General features: G+C 69.6%; 18 protein-coding genes. 12 read left to right on the top strand and 6 right to left on the bottom strand.

Annotated elements, in window-relative coordinates; translation table 11 throughout:
* Positions 1–143: 143 nt before the first annotated feature.
* Together DKM19_RS31625 and DKM19_RS31620 are read right to left on the bottom strand one after the other, a co-directional pair.
* Complete coding sequence (locus DKM19_RS31625; RefSeq protein ID WP_110700707.1) at positions 144–863, bottom strand: sensor histidine kinase; 720 nt, start codon at positions 861–863, stop codon at positions 144–146.
* 298 nt (positions 864–1,161) lie between these two features.
* Positions 1,162–1,875, bottom strand: coding sequence for a M50 family metallopeptidase (locus tag DKM19_RS31620; protein WP_110700705.1), 714 nt, complete (start codon positions 1,873–1,875; stop codon positions 1,162–1,164).
* 74 nt (positions 1,876–1,949) lie between these two features.
* Between DKM19_RS31620 and DKM19_RS31615 the strand changes: the two genes are divergently transcribed.
* The 3 genes from DKM19_RS31615 to DKM19_RS31605 are packed head-to-tail and all read left to right on the top strand — an operon-like array spanning position 1,950 to position 4,522.
* Positions 1,950–2,879, top strand: a complete 930-nt coding sequence (locus tag DKM19_RS31615) for an amidohydrolase family protein (RefSeq protein WP_239513686.1) — start codon at positions 1,950–1,952, stop codon at positions 2,877–2,879.
* Positions 2,880–2,892: 13 nt separating this feature from the next.
* Positions 2,893–3,369, top strand: a complete 477-nt coding sequence (locus DKM19_RS31610; RefSeq protein WP_110700701.1) for a nuclear transport factor 2 family protein — start codon at positions 2,893–2,895, stop codon at positions 3,367–3,369.
* 10 nt (positions 3,370–3,379) lie between these two features.
* Entirely contained in the window at positions 3,380–4,522 is a 1,143-nt protein-coding gene (locus tag DKM19_RS31605; protein ID WP_110700699.1) for a magnesium and cobalt transport protein CorA, read from the top strand.
* 10 nt (positions 4,523–4,532) lie between these two features.
* Here DKM19_RS31605 and DKM19_RS31600 read toward each other — a convergent pair whose 3' ends face one another.
* A complete protein-coding gene (locus tag DKM19_RS31600) occupies positions 4,533–5,378 on the bottom strand; it encodes an oxidoreductase (RefSeq protein ID WP_110700698.1) in 846 nt (281 codons plus the stop codon).
* A 474-nt stretch (positions 5,379–5,852) separates the two neighbouring features.
* On the opposite strand from DKM19_RS31600, the gene DKM19_RS31595 reads away from it, so the two are divergent.
* A complete protein-coding gene (locus DKM19_RS31595) occupies positions 5,853–7,535 on the top strand; it encodes an LLM class flavin-dependent oxidoreductase (protein ID WP_110700696.1) in 1,683 nt (560 codons plus the stop codon).
* Between the two features lie 80 nt (positions 7,536–7,615).
* A complete protein-coding gene (locus DKM19_RS31590) occupies positions 7,616–8,290 on the top strand; it encodes a YoaK family protein (RefSeq protein ID WP_204358334.1) in 675 nt (224 codons plus the stop codon).
* A 42-nt stretch (positions 8,291–8,332) separates the two neighbouring features.
* Here the strand turns inward: DKM19_RS31590 and DKM19_RS31585 are convergent, their stop codons facing one another.
* Positions 8,333–10,552, bottom strand: coding sequence for a thiamine pyrophosphate-dependent enzyme (locus DKM19_RS31585; RefSeq protein ID WP_110700692.1), 2,220 nt, complete (start codon positions 10,550–10,552; stop codon positions 8,333–8,335).
* Positions 10,553–10,757: 205 nt separating this feature from the next.
* Between DKM19_RS31585 and DKM19_RS31580 the strand changes: the two genes are divergently transcribed.
* The 5 genes from DKM19_RS31580 to DKM19_RS31560 all read left to right on the top strand — a co-directional run bounded on the left by DKM19_RS31580 (position 10,758) and on the right by DKM19_RS31560 (position 15,198).
* Entirely contained in the window at positions 10,758–12,134 is a 1,377-nt protein-coding gene (locus DKM19_RS31580; RefSeq protein ID WP_110700690.1) for a hypothetical protein, read from the top strand.
* 375 nt (positions 12,135–12,509) lie between these two features.
* Positions 12,510–13,175, top strand: a complete 666-nt coding sequence (nthB, locus tag DKM19_RS31575) for a nitrile hydratase subunit beta (protein ID WP_110700688.1) — start codon at positions 12,510–12,512, stop codon at positions 13,173–13,175.
* Positions 13,172–13,765, top strand: coding sequence for a nitrile hydratase subunit alpha (gene nthA / locus DKM19_RS31570; RefSeq protein ID WP_110700686.1), 594 nt, complete (start codon positions 13,172–13,174; stop codon positions 13,763–13,765). The genes nthB and nthA overlap by 4 nt, the downstream gene beginning before the upstream one ends.
* Positions 13,762–14,118 (top strand): nitrile hydratase accessory protein, encoded by a 357-nt coding sequence (locus tag DKM19_RS31565; protein ID WP_110700684.1) that lies wholly within the window; start codon positions 13,762–13,764, stop codon positions 14,116–14,118. The genes nthA and DKM19_RS31565 overlap by 4 nt, the downstream gene beginning before the upstream one ends.
* A 231-nt stretch (positions 14,119–14,349) precedes the next feature.
* Positions 14,350–15,198 (top strand): universal stress protein, encoded by an 849-nt coding sequence (locus DKM19_RS31560; protein ID WP_110700682.1) that lies wholly within the window; start codon positions 14,350–14,352, stop codon positions 15,196–15,198.
* 245 nt (positions 15,199–15,443) lie between these two features.
* Here DKM19_RS31560 and DKM19_RS31555 read toward each other — a convergent pair whose 3' ends face one another.
* Together DKM19_RS31555 and DKM19_RS31550 are read right to left on the bottom strand one after the other, a co-directional pair.
* A complete protein-coding gene (locus tag DKM19_RS31555) occupies positions 15,444–16,265 on the bottom strand; it encodes an alpha/beta fold hydrolase (RefSeq protein WP_110706140.1) in 822 nt (273 codons plus the stop codon).
* Between the two features lie 220 nt (positions 16,266–16,485).
* The gene (locus tag DKM19_RS31550; protein ID WP_110700681.1) at positions 16,486–17,085 is read right to left on the bottom strand and encodes a TetR/AcrR family transcriptional regulator; all 600 of its coding nucleotides are present in this window, start codon (positions 17,083–17,085) and stop codon (positions 16,486–16,488) included.
* Positions 17,086–17,186: 101 nt separating this feature from the next.
* Between DKM19_RS31550 and DKM19_RS31545 the strand changes: the two genes are divergently transcribed.
* Together DKM19_RS31545 and DKM19_RS31540 are read left to right on the top strand one after the other, a co-directional pair.
* On the top strand, positions 17,187–18,755 hold the full coding sequence (locus DKM19_RS31545) for a carboxyl transferase domain-containing protein (RefSeq protein WP_110700679.1): 1,569 nt from the start codon (positions 17,187–17,189) through the stop codon (positions 18,753–18,755).
* A 47-nt stretch (positions 18,756–18,802) separates the two neighbouring features.
* Positions 18,803–20,767: a biotin carboxylase N-terminal domain-containing protein gene (locus DKM19_RS31540; protein ID WP_110700677.1), complete on the top strand. Its 1,965-nt coding sequence runs from the start codon at positions 18,803–18,805 to the stop codon at positions 20,765–20,767.
* Positions 20,768–20,811 lie beyond the last annotated feature (44 nt).

The raw sequence follows: 20,811 nt of genomic DNA, 5'->3' as shown, positions 1-20,811 counted from the left end.
TTCTCCCTGCTGTCTTCCAGAAGAGAGACTTACGGATAACCCGAGGAATCACTAGTTACAAACTAAACCATTCATGTGTGCGAACCTCACAGGTCCGACCGTGACGGTGTGCGCTACCTGCGCTTTTGCAATAGATATGAAGGTTATTCGGAAAAATTTAGGGGCAATTCGGCGATCAGAATGAACCAGCCGTCCCCGTCGGCCGTGACGCGCACCGTGCCGCCGAGCTTGCCCACGCGATGCCCCAGATTGCCCAGGCCACTGCCGGTGGACGTCGGCTCCCGCCGGGAGGCGCCGTCGTTGGCGACCGTCAGCCGCAGCCGGCCGCCGTGCCCGGTCAGCTCGATCGCGCATCTCGTGACCTTGCTGTGCCGCAGCATGTTCGTGAGGGTTTCGCGGACCACGGTTCCCAGCGTGGCGCTCACGTCATCGGGCAGGTCGGTGACGTCCATCCGCACCGAGCAGTAGGCCCCGAAGCTCGACAGGAGGGCCTCGGCCCGCGTGGTCTCCCCCTGGAGCGACAGCTGCTGGTAGACCTTCGACACGTTCCGCACGGCGTGCGCGGCATGCTGTACGGCCTGCGAGATCTCGCTCAGATCCCTGCGCAGGCGCGCGTCACCCTCGGCGTGCCGGTAGGCCAGCTCGCTCTTGATGGAGGCCAGCCAGAGCCAGTGCCCCACGAGGTCGTGCACGTCGCGGGCGAGCTGCTCCTGCTGTTCTTGCTGCTCCTGCGCCAGGGCGACGGCGCGGTCCTTCTCGGCGTGGAGCCGTCTGATCCGCAGCGTCAGAGCGATCGTCACACCCAGTGAGATCAGGAAGATCCCCAGGGCGGCTGTTCCAGCGAAGTACGTGTGGTGCAGCATCTACCGACTCTCGCCGAGTGAACGGCATGCCTCGTAATACACTCAAAAAAATGATTAACTGTCGCCAAAGGAGAGTAATGCTCCAAGGCAGTCGAAAGGTTGGTAATAGCGATATCGGCTCGCGCTATAGCGTGATTTATTAACGTGTTTAACCGGGCATAGGTGATCCGGTGATTCCCGACCTCATCGTGGGGCGCGGCATCACGGAGTGCGGCCTGCCGGAGCGGGCGCTCCCGGACGCGGTCACCGGGGAACGGCCGATCACCCGCCGGACGCGGTGCGACGGGCCCCGTGGTCCTCAGCCGAAATCGAGCGGCACCGGGGACAGCAGGTATGCGCCGCTCACCAGGGAGGCCCCCGCCACGAGCATGAACAGCAACACCCAGAACCCGCCGGGCAGGAAGGTCAGCCGGGCGAGCTGGTCGGCGTCGGAGTCGGGGGCGCGGCCGTGGCGCCGCTTGCGCTGCAGCTCCACGATCGGCCGGAAGCCTCCGAGCAGCAGGAACCAGACCGCCAGGTATGCCAGAACCGCGTCCATGTCGGGCGCCGCGTACCAGGTGAAGGCGAAGATCGCGCCACCCGTGACGAGCAGGCTCACCACGCCGAACAGGTTGCGGATCAGCAGCAGCATGCAGAAGAGCAGCCCGATCACGATGGTGATCAGCACCGCCACGTAGCCGGAGGCGGTCAGCCACGCTCCGCCGAGCCCCAGCAGGGACGGCGCGACGTATCCGGCGGCCGCGGTCAGGATCATCCCGGGACCGGTGGGCCTGCCCCGGGTGAGCGTGACGCCCGAGGTGTCGGAGTGCAGCCGGATGCCCTGCAGCTTGCGCCGGGTGAGCAGCGCCACCAGCGCGTGCCCGCCCTCGTGGGCGATCGTGATCAGGCCTCGGGAGAGCTGCCAGGAGGTGGACCACGACACCACGACCAGTGCGGCCAGCGCGGACAGCAGCACGACCAGCGGGGGCGGCCCCGAACGGGCCGTGGTCAGAGTCACCCAGACCTCGGACAACGTTCACTTCTCCTTCTCGACGTCGGAGCAGAGCGTCCCATATGGGATGGTCTGCTCACGATAAAGTCGTAGTTGTGCAGAACAGGATTCCGGAACTGACGGACGCCGGGGTCTCCGCCTGGTGGAGGGGACTTGGTCTACCTGGTCTGGCGGATGTGCACGTCCATTTCCTGCCCGAGCGCATGGAGCGCCGAGTCTGGCACCACTTCGAGAACGGTGGCCCGCTGATGGGGAAGGGGTGGCGGATACATTACCGGGTGTCCGTCGAGGCGCGGGTCGCCCGGCTGAAGGATCTCGGGGTGAAGGTGTTCTCTGCCCTGGCATACGCTCACAGACCGGGCATGGCCGAAAGCCTCAACGACTGGACGCTCGACTTCGCCCGCCGTACCCCTGGATGTCTCCCCTCGGCCACCTTCTACCCCGAGCCTGGGGTCCTCGACTACGTGCGGGACGCGCTCGAGCGCGGTGCGCGCATCTTCAAGGTCCATCTCCAGGTGGGCGACTTCGATCCCAGGATGAAGGAGATCGACGAGGTGTGGGGGCTGCTGGCGGAGCGGGGCGTCCCGGTCGTCGTCCATGCCAGTTCGATCCCCCTGCCCGGCCGGTGCACCGGTCCGGAGCCGGTCGCCGAGGTCCTGGCCCGCCATCCCCGCCTGTCCATGATCATCGCGCATCTCGGCATGCCGGAGTACGACGAGTTCTTCGAGGTGGCCGAGGCGTTCTCCGGCGTGCGGCTCGACACCACGATGACCTTCACCGACTTCGCCGAGCGCGATATGCCGTTTCCCGCCCGCCTCAAGCCGCGCCTGCGTGACCTCGGGCTGGCGGGCAAGGTCCTGCTCGGCAGCGACTTCCCGAACATCCCGCATTCGTACGCGCACCAGCTCCAGTCGCTGGACCGCCTCGGTCTCGGTGAGGACTGGCTGCGAGCGGTGTGCTGGGACAATGCCGACCATTTACTAGATCTCACTCCCGACTACACTCAGCCGCCAGGCCAGTCATGATCGGGAGATCTTTGTGAACGACGAGAACGCCGCCCTCATCAAGACGTTCTACGACGCCTTCGGGCGCCGCGACGCCGACACCATGGAGCGTTGCTACCACCCCGAGGTCACGTTCGGCGACCCCGTCTTCCAGGATCTCGAGGGCCGCGACAAGGTCATGGGGATGTGGCGGATGCTGCTCGGCCGCAGCGCCGACATCACCGTGACCGCGCGCGACATCACCGCGCAGGAGCACGAGGGCACGGCGCACTGGACCGCCCACTACACCTTCAGCGGGACGGGCAGGGCGGTCGTCAACGAGGTCGACGCCCTGTTCCGCTTCGAGGACGGCCTGATCGTCCGGCACCACGACGAGTTCGACTTCAGGCGGTGGTCGAAGATGGCCATGGGAAAGCCGGTCGGGTTCTTCTTCGGCTGGACCCCGATGTTCCGGGCCTCGGTCAGGGGCAGGGCGACGCAGTCACTGCAAGAGTTCATGAAGACCCGATGAGGAGAAGTGTGTGACCGATCGGCGAGTGCGTGGCCTGCGGAGTCTGGTTCGCGGACGTTCCGGCATCGTCCGGGACTCTCCCGAGCGGTCGATGGACCCCCGTTCCGCGGGCGACAAACCGATCCCGCCCCGGTCGCACATCATCGACAACGCGATCTACGTGAACGGCTGCAGGTCCTCCACCCCCGAGTCGCTGCGCGAAGCCCTCGAAAGCCTCAAGAACACCCCGGACAGCATGGCCTGGATCGGCTTCTACCGGCCCGAGGACGCGGTGATCCTCAACGTCGCGGAGAAGTTCGACCTGCACGAGCTGGCGGTCGAGGACGCCATCGTCGCCCACCAGCGGCCCAAGGCGGACCGTTACGGGGACACGCTGTTCGTGGTGCTCCGCCCGGCCAGATACCTCGACGAGGTCGAGGAGGTCGACTTCGGCGAGCTCCACGTCTTCGTCGGCCACAACTTCGTGATCACCGTACGGCACAGCGAGGCCCCCGACCTCTCCCAGGTCCGCAGCCGGATGCAGGACGACCCCGAGTTGCTCGGCCAGGGTCCGCAGGCGGTGCTCTACGCCATCCTCGACGCGGTCGTGGACGGCTACGCCCCCGTGGTCGCCGGCCTGCAGAACGACATCGACGAAATCGAGGTCCAGGTCTTCGGCAACGAGCCCGGCGTCTCGCGCCGCATCTACGAGCTGTCACGCGAGGTGATCGAGTTCCAGCGGGCCACCCAGCCGCTGCTCGGCATGATCGAGGGATTCATCGCGGGGGCGGTCAAATACGGGGTGGACGAGGAGCTGCAGCGATACCTGCGCGACGTGGCCGATCACACGATCACCGTGGGGGAGCGGGTCAGCGGCTTCCGCCAGATGCTCCACGACATCCTCGTGGTCAACTCCACCATGGTCGCCCAGGCCCAGAACGAGCACATGACCAATCTCACCGAGGCCAGCAACGCCCAGAACGAGGAGGTCAAGAGGATCTCCGCCTGGGCCGCCATCCTGTTCGCCCCCACCCTCGTCGGCACCATCTACGGCATGAACTTCGACGTCATGCCCGAACTCCACTGGGCGTGGGGCTATCCGTTCGCGGTGCTCCTGATGGCGGGCGTCTGCACGACCCTGTACCTGGTGTTCAAGCGCCGCGACTGGCTGTGAACGTCACCCCTCATACCGCGCGGACGTCGTCGTGGTCGGTGGAGACGGACAGGGCGCGCCAGGTTTCTATGTCCGCGGCCACCTGCCTGAGCTTGTTCTCGACGTTGGTCACGCTGTCCATGCCGAGGAGCAGCCTCAGCGGCGGATCGGGGACCTCGGCGATGTCGACGATGGCGGACGCCGCCTTGACGGGGTCACCTGGCTGCGCGTGGTTGACGTCGACCGCCCTACGGCGCGTGGCGCCGGCGGTCTGGTCGTAGTCGTCGATCACCAGACCCTCCGTGCGCAGGCTCGACGCGTCGAGGAAGTCGGTACGGAAGTATCCGGGCTCGACGAGCGTGACCCGTATCCCGAGTGGGGCGAGTTCCTGGCTGAGCGCCTCGGTGAATCCCTCCATCGCGAACTTCGTCGCGCCGTAGATGCCCCACCCGGGCGAGCCGACCAGTCCGCCGACCGAGCTGATGTTGATCACATGCCCGGACCGCTGGGCGCGCAGGACGGGGAGAACGGCGCGCTGCACGGTCAACGTGCCGAAGACGTTGACATCGAAGACCGCGCGGGCCTCCTCGTCGGAAATCTCCTCGACGGCGCCGAGCACTCCGCGCCCGGCGTTGTTGACGAGGACGTCGATACGTCCGAAAGCGTCGGTCGCGGCCTGGACGGCCGCCGTTGCCTGCCGGGCGTTCGTGACGTCAAGGTCGACCGCGACCAGGTTGTCGCCGGCGTCGGGCAGCGCCTTCTGGATATCGCTCGAACGGCGGGCGGTCGCGACGACCTGGTTGCCGCGGGCAAGCGCCTCGTGGGCGATGAGAAGTCCGAACCCGCGCGAGGCGCCGGTGATGAACCAGACACTCATGGTGAACCTCCTCGGTGATGGTGGTGTGCCGGATGGCGGTGGCGTGCCCGCTGAGGGCCCTCCCGCGCAGGGGCCGCTGTCCCTCGTAACGTCTTCTGCGCGCTGCGCCGACTCCGCAGCCCGCGCAGCGCGCCGACCCGGAGGAAGCTACCCAGCCAGGCGCTGTCTGGACCCCTATCGATCTCTTTTGGTGGGAATTTGGAAGAAATCAGACATCGTGCACCGTTTGCCGTACTCACCTGTCGCGGACCCGCTCGCCGATGGGCGGCCGTACCGGCTCGGCCCGGCGGCGACGTTCCTTCCCCTCAGGTCAGGTCGGCACGCGACGGGCTCTCCGTACGGCGGGATCCGCACGCGACCGGCTTCCCGTTCCTCGGTCGCATGGGCGGCGCCGCGTTGACGCGATTCAATGCGGGTAAGGCTGGCCGGGAGGGGACCTCCGGCCGGAGGCCTCCTCGGCCCGGGAACCAGGAGGTGGTTCGGATCAGGTTCGGCATCTTCTACGAACACCAGCTTCCCAAGCCGTGGCAGCCCGGTGACGAGCGGCGGCTCTACAAGGACGCGCTGGAGCAGATCGAGATCGCCGACCGGGTGGGTTTCGACTACGCCTGGGAGGTCGAGCACCACTTCCTGGAGGAGTACAGCCACTCGGCGGCGCCGGAGATCTTCCTCGCCGCGGCCTCGCAGCGAACCACCACCATCCGCCTCGGTCACGGCATCGTGCAGATCCCGCCGCCGGTCAACCATCCCGCCCGGGTGGCGGAGCGGATCGCCACCCTTGACCTGATCTCCGACGGCCGGGTGGACTTCGGCACCGGTGAGGCCAGCTCCGCCGCCGAGCTGAGCGGGTTCGGCGTGCCCAGGGGCGAGAAGCGGGCCATGTGGCAGGACGCCCTCGACGCGATCACCCGGATGTTCGTGGAGGAGCCCTTCGCCGGCTGGCACTCGTCATACCTCCGGATGCCTCCCCGCAACGTCATCCCGAAAACCGTGCAGAAGCCGCACCCGCCGCTCTGGGTGGCCTGCTCGCGAAGGGAGACCATCCACCTGGCGGCACGGAACGGAATCGGCGCGCTGTCGTTCTCGTTCGTCACGCCGCAGGAGGCCGCCCGCTGGTCGGGGGAGTACTACGCGTTGCTCGCCTCCGAGGAGTGCCTGCCCGCGGGGTTCGCCGTGAACCCCAACCTCGCCGTGGTGCTCCCGATGATGTGCCACGAGGACCTCGAGACGGCCAGGGAACGCGGCGCGCAGGGGGCGAACTTCTTCGGCTACGCCCTGGCCCACTACTACGGTCCCTCCAAGCACTCCCCGGGGCACGGCGACATCTGGTCCTCGTTCACCCGCCGGAGTACGGAGTCCACGTCGCCGCTGGCCACCGGGATCGGCACTCCCGAGCAGCTGATCGAACTGGTCCGGAGTTACCAGGACGCGGGCGTGGATCAAATGATCTTCGTGCTCCAGTCGGGAAAGAACCGGCACGAGGACATATGCGAGAGCCTGGAGCTGTTCGGCAAGCGAGTGATCCCGGTCTTCGCCGAAGGCAGGGAAGAGCGCGAGCGGGCCAAGGCGGAGCGGCTCGCGCCCGCGATCGAGGCCGCACTGGCCAGGCGCGCTCCGGCGCGGCAGATGCCCGAGGGCTACCAGATCGCCGAGGAGGCCGAGCTCGCCCGGATCGTCCGCCGGGAGATGCCGTCACCCCGGGTGCTGCTCTCCTCGGCCGTCGCGGGGACCCGCAGGCTCGTCCGGCGCCGGGGACAGGACCTGCTCGCCCGGATGGTGGGAGATCGCTCCGACGCCGAGCTGGAGAGGCGACTCGGGCCTCGCGGGCAGCGCGTCCTGTTCGCGGCCTTGGCCGGTGCGTTCGACCCGGCCAAGGCGTTCGGCTTCCAGGGGGCGATCGAGTTCCGGTTGACCGGCTCGGACCCGGCGCCCACCCCATGGACGATCATGATCCGCGGTGACCGCGCCTTCGCGCGCCAGATCTCGGTCGCCGATCCCGCCGTCGTCCTCACGCTCTCCGGCGCCGACCTCCTCCGCCTGATCGCGGGCACCGCCGATCCGGGGGGTCTCCTGACCGCCGGCCGCATCCACCTCGCCGGTGACCCGGCTCTGGCCTCTCGCCTCGGGGAGATGTTCGGGGGGCCCTCGCCGTACTGAGGCCGTACCGAAGCCGCGCGGAGAGCGGCGACGACCAGTTGTCCCCCTGTTCCCGAGGTGCCGGAGGCCAGGAGATGACAATGGAGCCGATGCGGCGGAGCACCGTGGTGTCGGTGGAGCTGGGTGCGTTGCTGGCCGTGGTGGGCGGGTTCCTCGACGCCTACTCCGTCATAGGCCTCGGCGGCGTGTTCGCCAACGCCCAGACCGGCAACGTCGTGCTGCTGGGCGTCGAGGCCGTTCGCGGCAACTGGGGAACGGCCGCACGGCACATCCCGCCGATCGTCGCGTTCGTGATCGGGGTGGCGGTCGCGGAGACGCTCCGGCGCCCCCGTGTCGCGGCCGCCCTCCGCCGGCCGGCCCGGGCCGCGCTGGTGCTGGAGATCCTCGTGCTGATCGTTGTGGGATTTCTGCCCGCCGGTGTGCCCGGCGGCGTGAAGGTGGTCGTGATCGCGTTTGTGGCGTCGGTCCAGGTCTCGACCTTCCGCACCCTGATCACGTGGTCCTACAACACGACGATGATGACCGGCAACCTCCGTTCGTTTTCGCAGGCCCTGTATCTGGCGATCGCGGATCGCGACCCGGACTCGGCGCGCAAGACACGAAACTTCGCGGTGATCATCGTCGGCTTCATCGCCGGAGGCCTCGTCGGCGGCTGGCTGACGCTGCACGTCGGCGCACACGCGATCTGGGTGGCGGCGGGTGTGCTCGTCGTGGCGCTGGGCCTGTTCGTCGTCGATGAGCGCAGGGGCGCGTGAGCGGTTTCCACCCGGCGGCCTCCCGGCCGCCGGGCCCATGGATCAACTGAGCAGCTTGCGGGCGGCCGCCTCGATCGCGTCCTCCGACAGCAGCACGTGCTTGGCCGCCTCGCCCAGCGGGATGAAGCTGTCGGAGGAGGTCACCCGGGCGATCTTGCCGGTGAAGCCCCCGTCGAGCAGCTCGGCGATGATGGTCTCGGATACGCCCCCGGTGCGGCGGGTCTCGTCGGCGATCAACACCTTGCCGGTCAGCTCCGCCGCCCGCATCAGATCCTCCACCGGCAGCGGGGAGAGCCAGCGCAGGTCCAGGACCCGGCAGCTGAAACCCTCCGCGGTGAGCCTGACCGCGGTGCGCAGGCTCATCCGCAGGCCGTTGCCGAAGGTCACGATGGTCAGGTCGCGGCCGTCGCCGTAGCTGCGGGCGCGGCCGATCGGAATGTGGGTCTCCGCCCAGCGGGCCGGAGGGACGTACGGCGAGAGCCAGCCCTTGTCGTCGTCCTCGAACAGGTCGCGGGTGTTGTAGAGGGCGATCGGTTCGAGGAAGATGCAGACGCTGCCGTCGGTGCGGGCGGCGGCCAGGCAGGTGCGCAACATCGAGGCGGCATCGTCGGGCCGGGCGGGGGAGGCCACGACCAGGCCGGGGATGTCGCGCAGCGCGGCGATGGAGTTGTCGTTGTGGAAGTGGCCGCCGAAGCCCTTCTGGTAGGCGTAGGAGGCGACGCGCACCACCATCGGGTTGCGGAAGGCCCCCTGGGAGAAGAAGGGGAGCGTCGCGGCCTCGCCCCGGATCTGGTCGAGCGCGTTGTGCAGGTAGGCGAGATACTGGATCTCGGGCACCGGCAGCAGCCCGGAGACCCCCGAGCCGAGGGCCAGGCCCAGCACGGCCTGCTCGTCGAGGTGCGTGTCGAACACCCGGCCCAGGCCGAAGCGCTTCTGCAGGCCCCGGGTGACGCCGTAGACGCCGCCCTTGCGGGCCACGTCCTCGCCGAAGACCAGCACGTCGGGGTGGGCGGCCAGGGCGTCGGTCAGGGTCCGGTTGATCGCCTGGGAGAGGGTCAGCGGACCCTCCTGCTCGGGCAGCTTGCCACCGAAGGCCTTGATCCTGGCCTCCGCGCCGTCCGCGGCCACGGTGCTGGCCGACGCGACGGCCTCGGGCGTGCGCGGGGCCAGCGGCTCCATGATGTCGGCGGCCGAGATCAGCCGGGGCCGCCGCGAGCTCTCCATGGCCATCTTGAACAGGTGGTCTCGCGTCGTGTCGTAGTGGAGCAGCAGCTCGTCGGGGGTGGTCAGACCGGCCTCGACCAGCAGCCGCGCGGTCGCGACGAGCGGGTCACGCTCCAGATCTCCGTTGATCTCCCGCTTCGTCCGGTAGGAGAGCTCCACGTCGGAACCCGCGTGGCCCATCAGCCGGACCGTGTTGACGTGCAGCAGGGCCGGGGCGCGGTGGGTGCGGACGTGCTCGGCGGCACTCTTCGTCACGTCGTGGACGTCGGCCAGATCGCAGCCGTCGGCCGCGAAGTAACGGAGCAGCGGATGATGGGCGCCCTCGACCCAGCCCTGCGGGGTGCGCACACTGATGCCCAGGCCGTTGTCCTCGCAGACGAACAGGATCGGCAGCGCCAGGCCCTGGTGGGAGCCGTAGGCGGCGGTGTTGAGCCCGGACAGGGCGCTGGCGTGGTTGATCGAGGCGTCGCCGAAGCTGCACACCGTGATCGCGTCGTCCGGCCAGGCGCTCGGCACGCCGAGCTGGCGGGCGCGCTCGATGGCGAAGGCCACGCCCACCGCGCGAGGCAGGTGGCTGGCGATCGTGGACGTCTGCGGGATCACCGCCAGGTCGGGGTGGCCGAACACCTTGTGCCGCCCGCCCGCGATCGGCTCCTCGACCGCGGCGGTCAGGCCGAGCAGCACGTCGCGCAGCCCCTCCTCGGGCAGGCGCCCCGCCATCGCGGACCGGGTCAGGTAGAAGGCTCCCGAACGGTAGTGGAGGAGAGCGGGATCGGTGGTGCGCAGCGCCGCGGCGATCGCGGCGTTGCCCTCGTGCCCGGCCGAGCCGATGGTGTAGAAGCCCTGGCCCTGCTCACGCAGCCAGCGTGCGGTGACATCCAGGAGTCTGCTGCCGAGCTGGAACTCGAACAGCTCGCGGCAGCGAGCCCCGGTCAGGCCCGTGCCCTCTCGTACGGGCAGGCCGGCATCGCGTGGGGCCCCGGGGGAGAGGGCGGCCACGGCCTCGGCGAAATGAGTTTCAACAATGTCGCGGACCACAACCTGATTATGTCCTCATCATTCGGTCTCGTCCTCAACCTTGACATGTTTGGTGCAACACAGTCAGTGGACCGATCCTATTCGACAGTCCTCCATAACAACTTGTCAGACTTACGAACCATTGACCTCCTATAGCCGTCTACTTGGTGGAATGACGTGGCACCCTCATGCCGCGTGCAACCAACGGGAAGGACGGAAGGCCCGAATGGTTAAGCGCATTCGTGTCGCCGTCGTGGCAGCACTGGGCATCGCAACTCTGGTCGCGGGCCCGGTCACGACGGCATCAGCGGGGACGAACAACGTCGACCCCGCAGTCAGCAGCGTCTCGGTGAACCCCAATCCGATCGTGGTGAAGGGCTCCGAGACGGTGAAGGTCGTCTTCACCGCGGAGACCAAGGACAACGCGTCCAAGGTCACCGGTGTGATCAAGCCGGAACTCGGCGTCGAGACCGGTTTCGAACTGGCGAAGGACGCGGACCTGGGTTCAGGCAAGGCCAGGTGGAAGTACTCCAAGGACTTCAACCGCCAGTCCGCCCCCATCAAGTGGACCTTCAGGGCGGTCGTGGGCAGCTCCACCGTGTCCACCGAGTTCAGCGTGAAGCAGGTCTACGAGACCGACTTCGACGACATCGCGGCCGCCCCCTCGGTCGTGGACGAGGGCGAATGGGTCACCCTCAGCGGCGTGTTCAGGCAGAACGGCGCCAGTGGCTGGGCCGTCGTGCCCAACGCCAGGGTCCATCTCGCCTTCCGGCCGCTGGGCGGTTCCTACAGCCGTCTCCCCGGCAGCGTGGAGACCAACGGCCAGGGCAAGTTCTGGCTCAAGGCCAGGGCGTCCAAGAGCGGTCACTGGCGGGCCGAGTACGACGGCTCGTCGACCCGCCTCGGAGCCAGGAGCGAGACGGACCGGGTGGATGTGAGGGCCAAGGCCCGATCCAGCCGGATCGTCGGCTTCGGCGCCGGACCCGGTTGGGTGACCGAGGGCGACAGGCTGAGCGTCAGAGGTCTCCTGCAGCTCGACGCCCAGCACGGCTGGGAGGGCTACAGGGGCCAGAAGGTCGCCATCCTGTTCCGCGCCGACGGCTCGTCCCGCTGGGACCAGGTGGACAGCGGCTGGACCAACCGCGACGGGCGCTTCGACGTCGACGTGACGGCCAGGCGTTCGGGTCACTGGCGTGCCGAGTTCCGCGGCGCCGACGGCGTCAAGGGCAGCAGCAGCGACACCGACCACGTGACGGTCCGCAAGCCGGAGCCCGCGCCGGAGCCGGAGCGTGCGGCCAGCCGTGTCATCAGCTTCAACGCCTCACCGGAGCCCGTCCGCTACCGCAAGTACCTCAGGTTCACCGGCAAGCTCCAGGTGGACGACGGGGGCTGGGAGGGTTACCGGGCCAAGGTCGCGCTGTACTTCAAGGCCACGAGCTCGAAGAAGTGGCGCTACGTGAAGATCACGACGGCCAACGGCAGCGGCAGGCTCTACACCAAGACCATGGCCTACGGTTCGGGCTACTGGAAGTTCGTCTTCAAGGGCGACGACGACTTCCACGGTGACTCCAGCCGCAGTGACTACGTCAGGGTCAAGCGCTGACGACGAGGTTCAGGAGATTCGGTCCGTAGCCCCGGCTCGGACCTGACAGACGGCGGCCCGGGTGCTCGAGCACCCGGGCCGCTCCCTTGCCCGGCATCGGTGGCAGCGGCCCCGTACGCGACGTCGGCCCGGGTTTCCCGCAGGGAGCGAGCGGTGTGATGTCCGGTTCGCCGGAGTGACGGCGGCACTGGTGGACCGGGCGGGCGAGCAGGTACGACCCTCGGATCGCCGTGCCGCTTTCCGGTGCGGCGCCCGGGACACTCCCGGCGGGGTGCGCTATCGCTCGGCACCCCTATGACCTGCGAGAATAAGGGTTGGGCACCCGCTGACGCACGGTGACAAACGTCTTTCCGTACAACCACGGGAGGTGATGCCATGGACGGGATCGCCGACATGGGGGGCACCGAGGGCTGGGGCCCCGCTCATCCGCCGAGGAGTGACGAACCGGTCTTCGAGGAAGCCTGGCAGGGCCGGGCGTTCGCGTTGACCCTGCTCTCCGAGCAGGTGTCCGGATACAACGTGGACGCCTTCCGGCATGCGCTCGAGCGCCTGGACCGGACCGCCTACCTGGACGACGGCTACTACGGCCGCTGGCTCAACGCCTCGGAGCTGATGCTCACCGACACCGCCATCCTGGCGCCGGCCGCGATCGACGCCCGCGCCCGCAACCTGCGCGGCGAGCGGGTCGAGGAACCGCCGGTCCCCGAGCCCGCCAAACCCGACTACGCACCGGCCGCCGAGGGCTCGCTGCGCACCGTGGACGCCGCGCCGGCCTTCGCCGTGGGCGAGCGGGTGCGTGCCAAGGACATGTCGCCGCCCGGGCACACCAGGCTGGCGGGCTACGTGCGCGGGCACACCGGAGTCGTCGCGCTCGTCCAGCCCGCCGCGGTGCTGCCGGACACGAACGCGCACTTCTTGGGCGAGAACCCGCAGTACGTCTACTCGGTGCGGTTCGACTCCCGCGAGCTGTGGGGCGCCGACGCCGAGCCCTTCGCACTCACCGTCGAGCTGTTCGAGAGCTATCTGGAGGAGCCCGCATGACCACCGGATCCACCGAACGCATTTCCCCGGCGCTGCGCACCGAGGCTCTGGAGCAGCTGCTCACCGAACGGGGCCTGATCAACCCGGACACGATGGACAGGATCATCACCACCTACGAGACCAACGTGGGTCCGCTCAACGGCGCCAAGGTGGTGGCCAAGGCGTGGACCGACCCGGAGTACCGCCGGTGGCTGCTCGACGACGGCACCGCCGCGATCAGGGAGCTGGGCTACGTGGGGCGGCAGGCCGAGCACATCGTCGTCGTGGAGAACACCGCGACCACCCACAACGTGGTGGTCTGCACGCTGTGCTCGTGCTATCCGTGGTCGGTGCTCGGCCTGCCGCCGAGCTGGTACAAGGACCCGGCCTACCGCGCGCGGATGGTCAGGGAGCCGCGCAGGGTGCTGTCCGAGATGGGCCTCGATCTCGCCGACGACGTACGGATCACCGTCCACGACTCCAGCAGCGAGGTGCGCTGGCTGGTGCTGCCCGAACGTCCGGCCGGCACCGAGGAGCTGACGGCGGAACAGCTCGTGCCACTGGTGACCCGGGACGCGATGGTCGGCGTGGCCAAGGTCAAGGCGCCGTGAGCGCCCCGCTGGACGCCGAGGGCCCGGCCGCGCCGCCGCGCTCCAACGGCGAACTGGTGTTCGCCGAGCCGTGGGAGGGCCGTGCCTTCGGCATGGCCGTCACCCTGTACGAGGCGGGCGCGTTCACCTGGCCGCGGTTCCAGGCGGCGCTGATCGCCCGGATCGCGGCCTGGGAGGCCGCACCGGCCGGGGGCGAGCACTGGAACTACTACCGGCACTGGCTGGGCGCGCTGGAGGACGTGCTGGCCGACGGCGGCACCGTGCTCGCCGAGGAGATCACCGCCCGCGGCCGGACACTGGCCCGGCGCCCCACCGGCCACGACCACCCGGACGATCACGATCACTCGCACTGATCCCACCCGCCCCGCGACGCCCCGGCCAGGGCTCGGAGACATCCCCGTGGTTCTGCTCGATGGAGTCGTCCGGTGGGACGGCGGCACCCGGCTGTGACGCAAGGGTCAGGTGATGTCCGATTTCATTTGCGGACGCAAGCCGTAAAACAAGGCAAGTCTTGTGGTGACGCGCCCGCCACAGCGGGTGGACGGGAGAAGTATTGAGGTAAGCGGCGGAACATAGGAGTCACAATGCGCGCAGGTGACGACGGGCGACCCGTGGTCGTCGGATACGACGGTTCGAAAACGAGCGAGCATGCTCTCCGGTGGGGCGTCGAAGAGGCCCGAATGCGGTTCGATCCCCTGCTCGTCTGCCACGGCTGGCAGCGGCCGCGCTCCCCGATCCCCATCAGCCAGGAGTCGACGGAGATCATACGGCGCATGAGCCGGCACGTGCTCGAGATGGGGGTGAGCCTGGCGCATGACCTGGCTCCCCGGGTGCGGATCCGGGGGGAGCTGGTGGAGGGGTCGCCGGCGGCCGTGCTGGTGAGCGGGTCGGTCGCGGCGGAGCTGGTCGCGATCGGCCCTCGCGGATGGGGCGGCGTCGAGAGGTCGCGGATCGGCCCGACCGCCGTCCAGCTTCTCTCGCACGCGCGCTCCCCGGTGGCCGTCGTCAAGGAGACCACCCATCCGCGCACGAACCGCGTGGCGGTCGGCGTGGAGGGCGTCAACCCGGGATCGGCGGAGCTCGCCGTGGCGTTCGAGGAGGCGAGGCTGCGCAGGGACTCGCTGCTGGCGATCTGTCTCTGCCCCGAAGACATGGAGGACATACGGCCGCTGGTCGTTCGCTTCAACGCCAACGTCGCGGTGTGGGAGGAGAAGTATTCCGGGGTGGACGTGGAGACCATCGTCGAGACACGGCCCCACGCGGAGGTTCTCCGCCATGCGGCCGACCGCTCGGACCTGGTGGTGATCAGCGACAGGGAGCAGGACGACCCGGTCGATCTGCCGCTCGGCCCGGTGTGTCACTCACTGCTGCGAGAGGCGGGGTGCCCGGTCATCGTGGTCCCGTCGCGGATTCTGTCCCTGTCCTTCTGGTGAGCCGGACACGAAGGCGTCCCCGCCCGAAGGACGGTGCGCTCGTCGCCCAAGGAGGCGGCCCGCACCGCGACGCCGGCCCGCACCGCGACGCCGGCCCACATGGCGACGCGGTCGAGGGTCGTCGCCGCTGTGGTCCGGCCCGCACGGCGGGCTCAGGAGCTGCCCGGCCCGCCGTGGCCTGCCGGATCCGCCTGGCGCTCGGTGCGCGGAAACCGGGTGACGGCCGGCCGGGTCGATCCCGCGGCTCAGGTGTTGAGGAAGGCCAGCAGGTCGGCGTTGAACTCGTCCTTGTAGGCGCCGACCAGGCCGTGGGGGGCGCCGGGGTAGACCTTCAGGGTGGCGTCCTTGACCAGTTCGGCCGCCTTGAGGCCCGCGGCGACGATCGGAACGATCTGGTCGTCGTCGCCGTGCGCGATGAAGGTCGGGATGTCGAAGCGCTTGAGGTCTTCGGTGAAGTCGGTCTCGGAGAAGGCCTTGACGCAGTCGAGCGCGCCCTTGAGGCCCACCTGCATGCTCCACAGCCAGAAGGCGTCGCTCGCGCCCTGCGACACCGCCGCGCCCGGCCGGTTGAAGCCGTAGAACGGGATGCTGAGGTCCTTGTAGAACTGTGACCGGTCGCCCGCGACGCCCGCGCGGATGCCGTCGAACACCTCGATCGGCAGCCCCTCCGGGTTGGCGTCGGTCTTGACCATCAACGGCGTCACCGCGCCCAGCAGGACGGCCTTGGCGACGCGCGCGGTGCCGTGGCGGCCGATGTAGCGGGCCACCTCGCCGCCACCGGTGGAGTGCCCGACCAGAACGGCGTCATTGAGGTCCAGCGCCTCGATCAGCTCGGCCAGATCGTCGGCGTAGGTGTCCATGTTGTTGCCGTCCCAGGACTGGCCGGAGCGGCCGTGCCCGCGACGGTCGTGGGCGATCGCGCGAAAACCGTTGGCGGCGACCAGGGCGAGCTGGTCGTCCCAGGCGTCGGCGTTCAGCGGCCAGCCATGGCTGAACACGACGGGCTGCCCGCTGCCCCAGTCCTTGTAGAAGATCTCGGTGCCATCCTTGGTGGTGATGGTGCCCATCGATTTCCCCTTTGCGTTGATGATGCCGGCCGGGATCGCCAGGCGGCTCAAACGGCGTTCCCCCTGCGCCGGTGGCAGGAAGCCGGATGTGAAAACCGACTCAAAGTACCTGATGTCCGGTATGGGCTGTCATCGCGGTCGCGCCTGCCGGACGGCGGCCACCCGATCGGGGCGCCTTCGGCGACACCAAACGATCAACTCGGGCGAGAGTTAACAAGTCCTAACTCTGGGCGTCGGCCAGCGCGGCCCGGGCCATGCCGCGCAACAGCTCGGCCATCGCCGCGGGATCGAGCTCGCCCGCGCTGTGCGGGGTGGAGTTGAGCAGGCCGAAGATGGCGTGGGTCGCGGCGCGCAGGCGGGGCGGCGGGCAGTCCGGGTAGAGCTCGCTCAGCACGGTGACCCACTCCTCGACGTAGAGCCGCTGGAGGCGGCGGATCCGGCGTCGGGCGGGCTCGGGGACGTTGCCGAGCTCGCGGTCGTGCACGATGATCAACGCCGGATGGCTGAGCGCGAACTCGATCTGGCCGGTGAGCAGGGCGTCCAGCGCGTGCTCGGCGTCGGGGGCCTCGGTCACGCGGCTCGTGGCCGAGGTGTGCAGGCGCTCGCTGATGTCCAGCAGCATCTCCGCCAGCAGGGCCTCCTTGCCGCTGAAATGCCGGTAGAGGGCGGGGCCCGACGTGCCGACCGCGCCGCCGATGTCCTCGATGGAGACACCGTGGAAACCGCGCGCCGCGAACAGCTCGGCCGCGGCGTCCAGAATCTCCATGCGCCGTGACCCACGATTGCGGGTAGGGCTCTGGGCAGTCGTCACCTCTCGCATGGTAGACGGTAACGTTAATAATGACTAACATCTCCGGTGGAGTTAGCGACCGCTAACCCACGGCGACGGAGCCGTGGCAGTCGTGTCGAAAGGGAGCTCGGATGAGTGGCTGGCCGGTGCTGCGAAGCGCCTGCGACCCGGGGGGCGAGAGCTTCAAGGGCAACGCCGAGGTCAACGAGCGCCTCGCCGCCGACCTGCGCGAACGGCTCGCGGTCGCCGCGCTGGGAGGCCCGCAGAGGTCGCGGGACAGGCACGTGTCCCGGGGCAAGCTGCTGCCCCGCGACCGCGTCGACGCCCTGCTCGACCCGGGCTCACGATTCCTGGAGCTCTCCCAGCTGGCCGCCACCGGCCTGTACGGCGACGAGGCCCCCGCGGCCGGGATCATCACCGGAGTGGGCCGCGTCTCCGGCCGCGAATGCGTGATCGTCGCCAACGACGCCACCGTCAAGGGCGGCACCTACTACCCGATCACGGTCAAGAAGCACCTGCGGGCCCAGGAGGTCGCCCTCCACAACAACCTGCCGTGCGTCTACCTCGTCGACTCCGGCGGCGCGTTCCTGCCCAAGCAGGACGAGGTCTTCCCCGACCGCGAACACTTCGGCCGGATCTTCTACAACCAGGCCACCATGTCGGCGCGCGGCATCCCGCAGATCGCCGCGGTCCTCGGCTCCTGTACGGCGGGCGGCGCCTACGTCCCGGCGATGAGCGACGAGGCGGTGATCGTCCGAAACCAGGGCACGATCTTCCTCGGCGGCCCGCCGCTGGTGAAGGCCGCGACGGGCGAGGAGGTCTCCGCCGAGGACCTGGGCGGCGGCGACCTGCACGCCCGGGTCAGCGGCGTCACCGACCACCTCGCCGACGACGACCGCCACGCCCTGAAGATCGTCCGGGACATCGTGGCCACCCTCGCGCCGCGCACCCCCTCCCCGTGGGATCGCCTCCCCGCAGAAGAGCCGCTCCACGACCCCCGCGACCTCTACGGCATCGTCCCCGCCGACACCCGCACGCCGTACGACGTGCGCGAGATCATCGCCCGTCTCGTGGACGGCAGCCGGTTCCTGGAGTTCAAGGCCGAGTACGGTGCCACGCTCGTCACCGGCTTCGCCCACCTCCACGGCCACCCGGTCGGGATCATCGCCAACAACGGCATCCTGTTCAGCGAGTCGGCGCTCAAGGGCGCCCACTTCATCGAGCTGTGCGACCGCCGCAACATCCCCCTGGTGTTCCTGCAGAACATCAGCGGGTTCATGGTCGGCAAGGCGTACGAGGCCGGGGGCATCGCCAAGCACGGCGCCAAGATGGTCACCGCCGTCGCCTGCGCCCGGGTGCCCAAGTTCACCGTGGTCATCGGCGGCTCGTTCGGAGCGGGCAACTACGCGATGGCCGGGCGCGCCTACTCACCCCGGTTCATGTGGATGTGGCCCGGTTCGCGCATCTCGGTGATGGGCGGCGAGCAGGCCGCCAACGTGCTCTCCACGGTCGGCAACGCCGATCCCGACGCCATCCGCAGGCAGTACGAGGAGCAGGGCAACCCCTACTACTCCACCGCCCGCCTCTGGGACGACGGGGTCATCGACCCCCTCGACACCCGGACCGTCCTCGGCCTGGCCCTGTCCGCCTCGGCCAACGCCCCCCTCGAACCCGTCGGCTACGGCGTCTTCCGGATGTGACCATGACCCACTCATCGGCTCCTCACCCCTCACCGGGAGCGCCCGGAATGTTCGACACCGTTCTCATCGCCAACCGGGGCGAGATCGCCCTGCGGATCATCCGCACGCTCAGGAAGCTGGGCATCCGCTCCGTCGCCGTCTACAGCGACGCCGACGCCGGCGCGCGGCACGCCCGCGAGGCCGACGTCGCGCTGCGGCTCGGCGGCGGCTACCTCGACGCCGAGGCGATCCTGGCCGCCGCCGCGGAGACCGGGGCCCAGGCGGTGCACCCCGGCTACGGCTTCCTGGCCGAGAACGCGGCCTTCGCCCGGCGGTGCGCCGAGGCCGGGCTGGTGTTCGTCGGCCCGCCGCCGGAGGCCATCGAGGCCATGGGCGACAAGATCCGCGCCAAGGCCACCGTCTCGGCGGCCGGGGTCCCCGTCGTCCCCGGCGGCGCGGAGCCGGACGACGACCTGGCGGCCGCCGCCGAGCGGGTCGGCTTCCCCGCGCTGATCAAGCCCTCGGCGGGCGGCGGTGGCAAGGGCATGGTGCTGGTGCGCTCCGCGGCGGAACTTCCGGACGCGCTGGAGTCGGCCCGCCGTACGGCCGCCGCCGCGTTCGGCGACGCGACGCTGCTGATCGAGCGGTTCGTGGAGAACCCCCGGCACATCGAGATCCAGGTGATGGCCGACACACACGGCAACGTCATCCACCTGGGCGAGCGCGAGTGCAGCCTCCAGCGCCGTCACCAGAAGATCATCGAGGAGGCGCCCTCCCCGCTGCTCGACGCCGCGACCCGGGCGAGCATGGGCGCGGCGGCGGTCGAGGCCGCCAGGTCCGTCGGCTACGTCGGCGCCGGGACGGTCGAGTTCATCGTCCAGGGCGCGACCGCCGACTACTACTTCATGGAGATGAACACCCGCCTCCAGGTCGAGCACCCGGTCACCGAGCTGGTCACGGGGCTGGACCTGGTCGAGCTCCAGCTCAGGGTCGCGACCGGCGAGCCGCTCCCGCTCACCCAGGACGAGGTACGGCTGAGCGGCCACGCCGTCGAGGCCCGCGTCTACGCCGAGGACCCCTCCCGGGGCTTCCTGCCGACCGGCGGCCGGGTCCTCGCACTCCGCGAGCCCGAAGACGTCCGCGTGGACTCCAGCCTGATGGTCGGGGGCGTGGTCGGCAGCGACTACGACCCGATGCTGTCCAAGGTCATCGCCTGGGGGCCCGACCGGGCCTCCGCGCTGCGGCGGCTGGACGGGGCACTCGCCATGACGACCGTGCTGGGCGTGCCCACCAACATCTCCTTCCTGCGCGCGCTGATCAACCACCCCGAGGTGGTCGCCGGAGACCTCGACACCGGCCTGGTCGAGCGCCATCTCGACGAGCTGGTCGCGGACGGGGGCGTCCCCGCCGACGTCCTGACCACCGCGGCCCTGCTCCTGCAGCACGAGCACGTGCCCGTCGCGCCCGCCGACCCGTGGGACGTGCCCGACGGCTGGCGGCTGGGCGAGGCCGCGTGGACCACCTGGCGTCTGGAGAGCCGCGACGGCGTGGCCGAGATCCGGGTGCGCGGCCTGCCCGCCGCCGGAGCCGAGGTCCGCCCGCCCGGCGGCGACCCGGACACCTCCCTGCGAGCGACGCTGTCGCGGGACGGCGGCGACCTGCTGGTCACCCTCGGCGGGACCGCGCGCCGCTACGCCGTCGCCAGGGACGGCGACACGATCTGGCTCGGCCGGGACGGCGACACCTGGGCGCTCACCCGCCGCCATCTGGGCGACCCCGCCGACCGGGCGGGCGCGGGCGGCAGCGCGGACGGAGTGGTCCGCAGCCCGATGCCCGGAACGGTGCTCGTGGTCAAGACGACCATGGGGGAGCAGGTCGCCGAGGGGCAGCCGCTGCTCATCGTCGAGGCGATGAAGATGGAGCACACCGTGACCGCGCCGATCGCCGGGGTGGTCGCCGAGCTGCCGGTCCGGGCAGGTCAGGCGGTCGGGATGGACGCGGTGCTGGCCGTGGTCCGGCACGAGGAGTCGTGACGGCCATGACGCGCGAGCCGTACAGGGCCGGGATGACAGGGCCG

The sequence above is a fragment of the Streptosporangium sp. 'caverna' genome (assembly GCF_003203775.1).
Classification (GTDB): Bacteria; Actinomycetota; Actinomycetes; order Streptosporangiales; family Streptosporangiaceae; genus Streptosporangium; species Streptosporangium subroseum.
Note: the sequence above shows the minus strand (reverse complement) of the source record. Positions and strands in the feature narration are given on the sequence as shown.